Annotated in this window: 15 protein-coding genes; all 15 read left to right on the top strand. The window is 66.0% G+C overall.

The annotated features are described in order from the left end of the window. The coding region (rpsE, locus tag Q4P07_RS12840; protein ID WP_303375310.1) for a 30S ribosomal protein S5 at positions 1 to 507 on the top strand (507 nt) is incomplete at its 5' end. Beyond that, complete coding sequence (gene rpmD, locus Q4P07_RS12835; protein WP_303375309.1) at positions 507 to 689, top strand: 50S ribosomal protein L30; 183 nt, start codon at positions 507 to 509, stop codon at positions 687 to 689. The genes rpsE and rpmD, both read left to right, overlap by 1 nt. A 2-nt stretch (positions 690 to 691) precedes the next feature. Continuing rightward, a complete protein-coding gene (gene rplO / locus Q4P07_RS12830) occupies positions 692 to 1,162 on the top strand; it encodes a 50S ribosomal protein L15 (RefSeq protein ID WP_303375308.1) in 471 nt (156 codons plus the stop codon). Positions 1,163 to 1,341: 179 nt separating this feature from the next. After that, positions 1,342 to 2,667, top strand: a complete 1,326-nt coding sequence (gene secY, locus Q4P07_RS12825) for a preprotein translocase subunit SecY (RefSeq protein WP_303375307.1) — start codon at positions 1,342 to 1,344, stop codon at positions 2,665 to 2,667. After that, positions 2,667 to 3,263, top strand: coding sequence for an adenylate kinase (locus Q4P07_RS12820; RefSeq protein WP_303375306.1), 597 nt, complete (start codon positions 2,667 to 2,669; stop codon positions 3,261 to 3,263). The genes secY and Q4P07_RS12820 overlap by 1 nt, the downstream gene beginning before the upstream one ends. Positions 3,264 to 3,288: 25 nt before the next feature. Next, entirely contained in the window at positions 3,289 to 4,158 is an 870-nt protein-coding gene (map, locus tag Q4P07_RS12815; protein ID WP_303375305.1) for a type I methionyl aminopeptidase, read from the top strand. Positions 4,159 to 4,299: 141 nt separating this feature from the next. Then, on the top strand, positions 4,300 to 4,521 hold the full coding sequence (infA, locus tag Q4P07_RS12810) for a translation initiation factor IF-1 (protein WP_134773969.1): 222 nt from the start codon (positions 4,300 to 4,302) through the stop codon (positions 4,519 to 4,521). Between the two features lie 71 nt (positions 4,522 to 4,592). Further along, positions 4,593 to 4,706 (top strand): 50S ribosomal protein L36, encoded by a 114-nt coding sequence (gene rpmJ, locus Q4P07_RS12805; RefSeq protein WP_006592630.1) that lies wholly within the window; start codon positions 4,593 to 4,595, stop codon positions 4,704 to 4,706. A 212-nt stretch (positions 4,707 to 4,918) separates the two neighbouring features. Further along, on the top strand, positions 4,919 to 5,296 hold the full coding sequence (gene rpsM, locus Q4P07_RS12800; protein WP_303375304.1) for a 30S ribosomal protein S13: 378 nt from the start codon (positions 4,919 to 4,921) through the stop codon (positions 5,294 to 5,296). A gap of 105 nt (positions 5,297 to 5,401) precedes the next feature. Next, positions 5,402 to 5,812: a 30S ribosomal protein S11 gene (rpsK, locus tag Q4P07_RS12795; RefSeq protein WP_303375303.1), complete on the top strand. Its 411-nt coding sequence runs from the start codon at positions 5,402 to 5,404 to the stop codon at positions 5,810 to 5,812. A gap of 27 nt (positions 5,813 to 5,839) precedes the next feature. Continuing rightward, positions 5,840 to 6,448 (top strand): 30S ribosomal protein S4, encoded by a 609-nt coding sequence (gene rpsD, locus Q4P07_RS12790; protein WP_303375302.1) that lies wholly within the window; start codon positions 5,840 to 5,842, stop codon positions 6,446 to 6,448. A 133-nt stretch (positions 6,449 to 6,581) separates the two neighbouring features. Next, positions 6,582 to 7,607, top strand: a complete 1,026-nt coding sequence (locus Q4P07_RS12785) for a DNA-directed RNA polymerase subunit alpha (RefSeq protein ID WP_303375301.1) — start codon at positions 6,582 to 6,584, stop codon at positions 7,605 to 7,607. Between the two features lie 33 nt (positions 7,608 to 7,640). Further along, positions 7,641 to 8,405 carry a 50S ribosomal protein L17 gene (gene rplQ, locus Q4P07_RS12780; protein ID WP_303375300.1) on the top strand — a complete coding sequence of 255 codons (765 nt, stop codon included), beginning with the start codon at positions 7,641 to 7,643 and terminating at the stop codon, positions 8,403 to 8,405. Between the two features lie 92 nt (positions 8,406 to 8,497). Then, on the top strand, positions 8,498 to 9,352 hold the full coding sequence (truA, locus tag Q4P07_RS12775) for a tRNA pseudouridine(38-40) synthase TruA (RefSeq protein WP_303375299.1): 855 nt from the start codon (positions 8,498 to 8,500) through the stop codon (positions 9,350 to 9,352). Positions 9,353 to 9,361: 9 nt separating this feature from the next. Further along, complete coding sequence (locus Q4P07_RS12770; protein ID WP_303375298.1) at positions 9,362 to 10,345, top strand: zinc-binding dehydrogenase; 984 nt, start codon at positions 9,362 to 9,364, stop codon at positions 10,343 to 10,345. Positions 10,346 to 10,685: the final 340 nt, after the last annotated feature.

The raw sequence follows: 10,685 nt of genomic DNA, 5'->3' as shown, positions 1-10,685 counted from the left end.
ACGATCAACCGCGTCTCCAAGGTCGTCAAGGGTGGACGTCGCTTCAGCTTCACCGCGCTCGTCGTGGTGGGCGATGGTGATGGCACCGTCGGAGTCGGCTACGGCAAGGCCAAAGAGGTGCCGGCAGCGATTGCCAAGGGTGTGGAGGAGGCGAAGAAGAGCTTCTTCCGCGTCCCCCGCATCGGTGGCACCATTACGCACCCGGTGCAGGGCGAGGCCGCCGCAGGCGTCGTCATGCTCAAGCCGGCCAGCCCCGGTACCGGTGTCATCGCCGGTGGCCCGGTGCGCGCCGTCCTGGAGTGCGCCGGTATCGCTGACGTGTTGAGCAAGTCGCTCGGCTCGAGCAACTCGATCAACATCGTGCACGCGACCGTCGCCGCCCTCAAGGGCTTGGAGCAGCCGGAGGCTGTTGCTGCCCGCCGTGGCAAGACCGTCGAAGAGGTCGCTCCCGCAGCTATGCTGAGGGCTCGCGCCGAGGCGCGTGCGCAAGCGAAGGCAGGTGCCTGATGGCGCAGCTCAAGGTGACCCAGATCAAGTCGACCGTCGGCACCAAGCAGGAGCACCGAGACTCGGTGCGGAGCCTGGGGCTGAAGCGGATCGGCCACACCGTCATCAAGGCGGACCGTCCCGAGTTTCGCGGGATGATTCGCGCGGTCGCCCACCTGGTGACCGTCGAGGAGGTTGACTGACCATGTCCGATAGCACGAATTCCACCGGCAGCTCTGCGCTGAAGGTCCACCACCTGCGTCCGGCCCCCGGTGCCAAGACCGCTAAGACCCGCGTTGGTCGTGGCGAGGCGTCCAAGGGCAAGACGGCCGGTCGCGGCACCAAGGGCACCAAGGCCCGCTATCAGGTGCCGGCGACCTTCGAAGGTGGCCAGACGCCGCTGCACATGCGCCTGCCGAAGTTGCGTGGCTTCACCAACAGGTTCAAGACCACCTACCAGGTCGTCAACCTGGACCAGCTCGGCGATCTCTTCCCTCAGGGTGGAGCAGTGTCCGTTGCGGACCTGGTGACCAAGGGTGCGGTCCGCAAGGGCCACCTGGTCAAGGTTCTCGGCAACGGCGACCTGTCCGTGAAGGTCGACGTCACCGCTGACAAGTTCTCGGCCTCCGCCAAGGAGAAGATCGAGGCAGCTGGCGGAACCGTGACCGAGGCCTGATTGAGGTCGTCGATCGATGTGCCGTGAGGCCCCGGCTCGCCTGCTGCGAGTCCGGGGCCTTGCGTGCCTGTACCAGCCTGCACCCATCCGGGTGTTATCGTCACTGCGATCTAATCTCGTTCCCTGACGCCGACCGCCGTCCACCGGCGAGGGGCCAAGGGAACCACAGGAGGACCTGAATGCTCTCCGCGTTCTTGCGTGCGTTCAAGACGCCGGATCTTCGTAAGAAGATCCTCTACACGCTGATGATCCTGGCGATCTACCGGGTGGGTACTCACGTGCCCAGCCCCGGCGTCGACTACGGGCTGGTCAAGCAGTGTCAGCAGAACGCCAGTGCGGGTGGGAGCGTCCTGGGGATGGCGAACCTCTTCTCCGGTGGCGCCATGATGCAGCTCTCTGTCTTCGCACTCGGCGTCATGCCCTACATCACGGCCGCGATCATCGTGCAGTTGCTGACCGTAGTGATCCCACGCTTCGAGGAGTTGAAGAAGGAGGGGCAGGCCGGCCAGACGAAGATGACGCAGTACACGCGCTATCTGACGATGGGGCTGGCGGTGCTGCAGTCCTCGACCCTGGTCACCCTCGCGCGGGATCCGTCTCGGCTCTTCGGTGGCACGTGCGCGACGATCATGCCCGACGACGGCGTGTGGGCCCTGCTGCTGATGGTGCTCACCATGACGGCGGGCACCGGCCTCATCATGTGGTTGGGGGAGTTGATCACCGAGCACGGGATCGGTAACGGGATGTCGCTGCTCATCTTCATCGCGATCGCCGCGAGCTTCCCGACCTCCCTTTCGGTGATCTATGCCAAGTCGGTCTCGACCTTCATCGTGGTCATGGTCATCGGGCTGGGGATCATGGCTGCGGTCGTGTTCGTCGAGCAGTGCACCAGGCGCATACCGGTGCAGTACGCCAAGCGGATGATCGGTCGTCGCCAGTACGGCGGTACCTCGACCTACATCCCCCTCAAGCTCAACATGGCTAACGTGATCCCGATCATCTTCGCGGCCTCGATCTTGATGCTTCCCCAGATGGCGGCCAACTTCAATCGCCCCTCCGAGCCCGGCGTCGAGCCTGCTGCCTGGGTGTCCTTCGCGGATAAGTACCTCTCGATGGGTGCCGGCGGCCAGGGGACCCACTGGGTCTACATGGTGGTCTACACCGCGATGATCATCTTCTTCACCTTCTTCTACACCTCGGTGACCTTCCAGCCCACGGAGGTTGCGGACAACATGAAGCGCTACGGCGGCTTCATCCCCGGGATCCGCGCCGGCCGCCCCACGGCGGAGTACCTCGAATACGTCATCAACCGGATCACCACTCCCGGTGCGCTCTACCTGGCCACCGTCTCGCTCATCCCGTTGATCGCCTTCAACATGCTTGGGGTGGTCGACTTCCCCCTCGGCGGTGCCTCGATCATCATCGTCGTGGGGGTTGGGCTACAGACTGTCTTGCAGATCGAGTCCCAACTCCAGCAGCACGACTACGAAGGGTTCCTCCGCTGATGCGTCTCATCATGCTCGGCCCCCCGGGAGCCGGTAAGGGCACCCAGGCTGCCCTCCTCTCTGCCCGGCGTGGCATCCCGGCCATCTCCACGGGTGACATCTTCCGCGCCAACATCAAGAACGAGACCCCGCTCGGCCGACAGGTCAAGGAGATCACCGCGTCCGGCGGCTATGTCACGGACGAGATCACCAACCAGATCGTCCGTGACCGCCTTGAGCAGCCGGACGCTGTGGATGGCTTTCTCCTGGACGGCTATCCCCGGACCCCTGGTCAGGTCGATGCACTCGACGCCATGCTCGGCGAGGCCGGGCACACGATCGACGCGGTCATCGAGCTCACCGTCGACACTGACGTCGTGGTGGCGCGCCTGCTGGTGCGCGCCCAGGAGCAAGGACGGGCCGACGACACCGAAGAGGTCGTGCGCGAACGCATGAAGTTGTATACGGAGGAGACCGCGCCGCTGGCCGCGGTGTATGCAGACCGCGGTCTGCTGCATCAGGTCGACGGCATGGGCACGGTCCACGAGGTCACCGCCCGCGTCGAGCAAGCGCTCGAGCAGGCCCCCCTCGGCGGGTCTGGCCCGACCATCGCCTGAGCACAGAACGGCATACCCACTCGACATGTCCATCTTTAAGCGTCGCAACGCCATCGAGGCCAAGACCGAGGACGAGTTGCGCGCCATGCGCAAGGCCGGCCTGGTCGTGGCAGACACCCTGAAGCTCGCCCGCGAGCAGGCCGTGGCCGGAGTCAGCACCGGCGACCTGGACGCGCGGGCGGAGGAGGCCATCCGCAGCGCCGGTGCGATCCCGAGTTTCCTCGGATACCACGGCTTCAAGGGCAGCCTGTGCATCTCCGTCAACGACGAGGTCGTGCACGGGGTGCCAGGCGATCGAGCGCTGCGCGACGGCGATCTGGTCTCCGTCGACTGCGGTGCCATCGTCCAGGGTTGGCACGGCGATGCCGCAGTCACCTTCATCGTGGGTGGCCGCGAGCACGGCCGGCCCGAGGATCTCGCGCTCATGGACGACACCGAGTCCTCCCTGTGGGACGGCATAGCGGCGCTGCGCGTCGGGGGCCGGCTGTATGACGTCGGCGACGCGGTGGAGACCTCCATCGACCAAGCGCTGCTGCGGCGTGCGGCACAGGGCGTCGTGCAGGAGTACGGCATCCTGGAGGACTATGTCGGCCACGGCATCGGCCGGCAGATGCACATGGATCCCCAGGTTCCTAACTACGGGGTCACCTCGAGCGGTCCGACGGTGCCCGCGGGGGCGACCCTGGCGATCGAGCCGATGGTCACCCTGGGCACCATCGAAACGCGCACCCTGGAGGATGACTGGACGGTCGTCACCACCGATGGCAGTCGTGCTGCTCACTGGGAGCACACCGTTGCGGTCACCACGGGCGGGCTGTGGGTGCTCACGGCCCACGACGGGGGTGCGGCTGCGTTGGCTGCTCGCGGGATCGCCTGCGCGCCCCTCCTGGACTGAACCCTCTGGATTGTGCCCGGGGTCTTGGTCCCTGGGCCGCGTGCGCGGGAGTCGATTTCGCTCCCTCTAGCCCATCCCGTACGATAGTGCGTCGGCCCTGTATGGGCTGTAGCAGTATCTATCGCGCGAAAAGTGGAGGACATGGCGAAGAAGGACGGCGTCATTGAGATCGAGGGCACCATTGTTGAGGCCCTCCCGAACGCAAACTTCCGAGTTGAGCTGACCAACGGACACGTTGTCTTGGCACACATCTCGGGCAAGATGCGGCAGCACTACATCCGTATCCTCCCTGAGGACCGGGTCGTCGTGGAGCTCAGCCCGTACGACCTGACCCGCGGACGTATCGTTTTCCGCTACCGCTGAAGCTTCCTCCCTTCGGGGAGGAATGCTGCACGGACCATCCAACTCACAGATCACCCGAAAGCAGGCAGGCCATGAAGGTTCAGCCGAGCGTGAAGAAGATCTGCGACAAGTGCAAGGTGATCCGCCGTAACGGCCGGGTCATGGTGATTTGCGAGAACTTGCGCCATAAGCAGCGCCAGGGCTGAGCAGAGAACCACGCACGTCGCAGCTTCGCGACAGCGACAACTTGATATCGACAACTGAATACGTCACCTGACGAACAGCAGCACCCGACCCCCGTCGACGCGGGACGTCACCTCCGGCCGCGAGAGCCGGGGACCGCGGGCAGATGCCCACCACAGAGGATGCGGACCGGTGTTGCACCCACACTCTCGCTAGACCACAGGAGCACTGCCACATGGCACGACTCATCGGTGTCGACCTTCCGCGCGACAAGCGCGTCGAGGTCGCTCTCACCTATATCTTCGGCGTGGGACGAACCCGCGCCGACCAGACGCTGGAGGCCACGGGTGTCGACCCGTCCACCCGCGTCAAGGACCTGACGGAAGAGCAACTGGTCCTCATGCGTGACTACCTCGAGGGCAACTACCGCCTCGAGGGTGATCTGCGCCGTGAGGTGGCCGCCGACATTCGCCGCAAGGTGGAGATCGGTAGTTACCAGGGGCTGCGGCACCGCCGCGGACTCCCCGTTCACGGTCAGCGCACGAAGACCAACGCGCGTACCCGCAAGGGGCCCAAGCGCACCGTCGCCGGCAAGAAGAAGACCGGCAAGTAACACGTCGGGGGCCAGACCCCCACCTTCTGCCGAAGCCGCCGCTCGCTCACCCGGGCCTCCTCCGGCCGACATCGACACACTTGCTCTTCCCTCAGGAGAAATCACATGCCCCCCAAGAGCCGTCAGGCTACCGGCGCCGCCCGCAAGGTGCGCCGGAAGGTAAAGAAGAACGTCGCCTTCGGGCAAGCTCACATCAAGAGCACGTTCAGCAACACCATCATCTCGATCACCGACCCCGCCGGTGCCGTCATCGCCTGGTCCTCCTCGGGCCAGGTCGGCTTCAAGGGTTCGCGTAAGTCGACCCCGTACGCCGCGCAGATGGCCGCCGAGGCTGTTGCTCGTCGCGCCATGGAGCACGGCATGAAGAAGGTCGACGTCTTCGTCAAGGGACCTGGCTCGGGCCGCGAGACGGCGATCCGTTCGCTGACTGCCGCCGGCCTCGAGGTCGGTGCGATCTCCGACGTGACGCCCCAGCCGCACAACGGAGTCCGCCCGCCCAAGAAGCGCCGAAACTGAGCACCGGAAGGAAATAGGTAAAAAATCATGGCCCGTTATACCGGACCCATCACCAAGAAGTCCCGCCGGCTCAAGGTCGACCTGGTCGGGGGCGACAAGAACTTCGAGTTGCGCCCCTTCCCCCCGGGTCAGCACGGTCGTCGTCGCAGCCAGGAGAAGGAGTACCTGACCCAGCTGCAGGAGAAGCAGAAGGCTCGCTTCACCTATGGCGTCATGGAGAAGCAGTTCCGTCGCTACTACGCCGAAGCGGCTCGCCGTCCCGGCAAGACCGGCGCCAACCTGCTCGTCATCCTCGAGTCGCGTCTGGACAACGTCGTCTACCGTGCGGGCCTGGCCCGCACCCGTCGCGCTGCCCGCCAGCTGGTGACCCACGGTCACTTCATGGTCAACGGCCACCGCGTCGACGTGCCTTCCTACCGCGTTTCGCAGTACGACATCATCGAGGTCCGCCAGCAGTCCGTGGAGACCTTCCCCTTCCAGCTGGCTCGCGAGACCTACGGCGACCGTCCGGTGCCGGCCTGGTTGAAGGTCATCCCCGGATCGTTGAAGATCCTGATCCATCAGCTGCCGACGCGTGAGCAGATCGACACGATCCTCACCGAGCAGCTGATCGTCGAGCTCTACTCCAAGAACTGACTCGGTGCGGGGGCCTCGTGCCCCCGCCCGGTTCGCGGCACGTCATACGGACAGAGGTATGGCGTGCGGCCGGTGTCGTGCCGGCAACACACTGGGCGTCATATAGCGGTCGCCCGTGGAAAGGAAATGAACAGTGCTCATCGCACAGCGTCCCATCCTGTCGGAGGAGGTCGTCTCCGAGCACCGCTCCCGGTTCGTCATCGAGCCGCTGGAGCCGGGCTTCGGTTACACCCTCGGCAACTCCCTGCGTCGCACCTTGCTTTCGAGCATCCCCGGCGCCTCCCTCACCAGCCTTCGTATCGACGGCGTGCTGCACGAGTTCTCCACGATCCCCGGGATCAAGGAGGACGTGACTGAGGTCATCCTCAACCTGAAGAACCTGGTCGTCTCCAGCGAGCACGATGAGCCCGTCGTGATGTACCTGCGCAAGCAGGGAGCCGGAGCGGTCACCGCAGCGGACATCGCGCCACCGGCTGGTGTGGAGATCCACAACCCCGAGCTCAACCTGGCCACCCTCAACGACTCGGGCAAGATCGAGATGGAGATGACCGTCGAGCGTGGTCGTGGCTACGTCTCGGCGCAGCAGAACAAGGCCGGGGACCACGAGATCGGCCGGATTCCGGTCGACTCGATCTACTCCCCGGTGCTGGCCGTGACCTACAAGGTCGAGGCCACCCGCGTGGAGCAGCGCACCGACTTCGACCGCCTCGTGGTCGACGTCGAGACCAAGACCTCCATGTCGCCGCGGGACGCGCTCGCGTCCGCCGGGCGCACCCTCGTCGAGCTGTTCGGGCTGGCCCGCGAGCTCAACGTCGAGGCAGAGGGCATCGAGATCGGCCCGGCCGTCGGTGACGGCGCGCTCGCGTCGGACCTGGCGCTGCCGATCGAGGACCTGGACCTGACCGTCCGCTCCTACAACTGCCTCAAGCGCGAAGGCATCCACACCGTTGGTGAGCTTGTCGGTCGCAGCGAGGCCGACCTGCTCGACATCCGCAACTTCGGTGCGAAGTCCATCGACGAAGTCAAGGAGAAGCTGGCCGAGATGGGCCTGGCACTCAAGGACAGCCCCGGCGGCTTTGAAGCCGGCGCTGCGGGCTACGACGTTGGGTCTTTCGACGACCAGGGCGATAACGCCTTCGTCGAGGACGAGCAGTACTGATCCCTTCCAGCCTTCTCCCGAGGAGTTAATCTCATGCCTGCACCCAAGAAGGGTCCGCGTCTCGGCGGTGGTCCGTCGCACGAGCGCCTGATCCTGTCGAACCTGGCGACCGCCCTGTTCGAGCACGACCGCATTACCACCACCGAGGCCAAGGCCAAGCGGCTGCGGCCCCTGGCCGAGCGTCTGGTCACCTTCGCCAAGCGCGGGGACCTGCACAACCGCCGCAAGGTCATGACCATCGTGCGTGACAAGAGCGTCGTGCACCGTCTCTTCACCGAGATCGCCCCTGACATGCAGGAGCGTCAGGGTGGTTACACGAGGATCACCAAGATCGCGCCGCGCAAGGGCGACAACGCCCCCATGGCCGTGATCGAGCTGGTCCGCGAGGCACTGGCCAAGAAGGCGGTCGTCACCCAGGCCGAGGGCGCCACCAAGCGTGCCGCCAAGGATCGCAAGGCGACGGCCGAGGTTGTCGCCCCGGTCGAGGTCGAGGAGACCACCGAGGTCGCGACCGACGACACCGTCGAGGCGACTGCCGATGAGGCGCCTGACTTCGGTCCGGACAGCCACGCGGCCACCGAGGACGGTTCGGCCCCCGAGGGCTTCGACGTCAAGGGCAACGCCGACTCGATGAAGTACCACACCCCCGGCTCGCAGTGGTATGACGCCACGATCGCCGAGGTCTGGTTCCGTACCGCCGAGGCGGCTGCTCACGCCGGCTTCGAGCCCGCAGGTGGCGCCGCCGCCCAGGGTCTGGACGCCGGAGCCGACCTGGGTCTGGCAGACGAGGGCAAGTAATCTTCCTCACCTGACCAGGCAGCGCCTACGAAGGCCGTCTTCCTCTGGGAGGCGGCCTTCGGCGTGCCCGCTCGGCACGGCAGACTATCGGGGTGAGAGTACGTCTTGACTTCGCCTACGACGGCACCGACTTCTCCGGCTGGGCTCGACAACCCGGCCAACGGACCGTGGAGCAGGAGATGACGAGCGGCCTCACCACGGTGCTGCGGGAGATGCCGTCGCTGACCGTTGGTGGTCGCACGGATGCGGGGGTGCACGCTCGTGGGGCGGTCGCTCACTTCGACGTGTCGTCGCAGGTATGGGGCGCCATCCCGGGCCGGTCGGACCGTGACCCTGGGGTCGCCCTGGTGACCCGGCTCCGTGGCGTGCTGCCCGCTGACATCGTCGTCCGATCGGCCACCCCCGTCCCCGAGGCCTTCGACGCACGCTTCTCGGCGCTGCGCCGGCATTACTCCTACCGGATCGCCGACCGAGCGCAGCTCCTCGACCCCTTACGTCGTCGCGACACCGTGATCGCGCATCGAACGCTCGAGGTGGACGCCATGGACCAGGCCGCGAAGTCGTTGCAGGGTCTGCGCGACTTCGGCGCCTTCTGTAAGTCTCGCGACGGGGCGACCACCATCCGCACGCTGCTGGAGTATCGCTGGCGGCGGCACGAGGACGGCACCCTGATCGGGACAGTCGTGGCCGACGCCTTCTGCCACCACATGGTGCGCTCCCTCGTCGGTGGTGTCCTGGTGGTCGGCGAGGGGCGACGATCCGCGACCTGGCTCACCGAGGTCCTGGCCACCGGAGTGCGAGACCCATGGACCCAGGTGATGCCGGCGCGTGGTCTCTGCCTGGAACGAATCGACTATCCCGATGGCGAGGACGCCCTCCTGTCCCGTGATCAGGAGAGCCGCGCCGTCCGGACGCTGCCCGCCGGGGTGCGAAGGTCGCCTCGCTAGGCTGGGTCCATGCTCGCCGCCTACGCCGCCTCGATCCACGCCGACGAGCCGCTGGCCGGCCTGGCCGTGGGGCAGCGGCCACCGCCTGCGAACCGCTCTGGCTGGGTAGTGCTCCCGGTGGTCGCGGCGGGCCTCAACCACCACGACCTCTGGTCCTTGCGTGGCGTCGGGTTGGGGGAGGATCGCCTGCCGATGATCCTGGGCTGTGATGCGGTGGTGCGACACCGCGACCTGGGGGAGCTCGTCCTCTTCCCGGTGATAGCGGGCACGCCAGGATGGGCAGGGGACATCACGATGGACCCCAGGCGTTCGTTGCTCTCAGAACTTCACCAGGGCACGCTCGCTGAGCAGGTGACAGTGCCGGACGGCCATTGGGTCGCCAAGCCCGAGCACCTCAGCGCCGTCGAGGCCGCAGCGCTGTCGACGACATGGCTCACCGCCTACCGCATGCTCTTCGGCAAAGCCGACGTGCGACCCGGTGACACCGTGCTCGTCCAGGGGGCTGGGGGAGGGGTGGCGACCGCGCTAATCCAACTCGGAGCCGCTGCCGGTCTGACCGTCTGGGTCACGAGCCGCGACGAGGCAAAGGCGCAACGCGCTCTCGCCCTGGGCGCCAGCGACGCTTTCGAGAGCGGCGCTCGTCTGCCGCGCAGGGTGGACGCGGTGCTCGAGAGTGTGGGTGCAGCCACCTGGTCGCACTCGGTCAACGCGCTCCGCCCGGGCGGGACCATCGTCATCTGCGGGGCCACCTCCGGAGATGCGCCGACCAAGGCCGAGCTGACCAAGGTCTTCTTCAAGCAGCTCCGCGTGGTGGGATCCACCATGGGCACGCTGCAAGAATTGAGCGCGCTCTGTGCCTTCGTCAGCGTGGCGAGCCTCCGGCCACAGATCGACAGCATCTTTCCCCTGGCGCAGGCCACGGCAGCACTGACGAAGTTGGCCAGCGGGGATGTGGTCGGCAAGATCGGAATCACCGTCGCCCCCACCGCGTGAGGCGCAGCGTTTGAAGGCCCAGCGCGGTTGCGCTCCGTCGCCCTTAGGCCTCTGACCTGCACACTTCCGTCAGTGAGCAGGACGGGCTGGAGGACGTTTGCACCAGATGCCGGGGACGTGTACAGTAGAACTTCGCTGCGGCCGCGAAAGCGACGACAGCGACGCCGACTAGGCCACACCACCTCGAATCAACTCCATCGCCATGGATTTGGACCGAACGGGTGTGTGCCTCTAGGCTAGAGAGGTTGCCCCGGATGGGAGGCTCGCGAAAACGAGTTAACCGACGGTGTGTGTCCGATCCTTGAGAACTCAACAGCGTGTCATTTTTTGATGCCAAGTT

The sequence above is a fragment of the Ornithinimicrobium sp. genome (genome assembly GCF_030537745.1).
GTDB lineage: Bacteria > Actinomycetota > Actinomycetes > Actinomycetales > Dermatophilaceae > Ornithinicoccus.
Note: the sequence above shows the minus strand (reverse complement) of the source record. Positions and strands in the feature narration are given on the sequence as shown.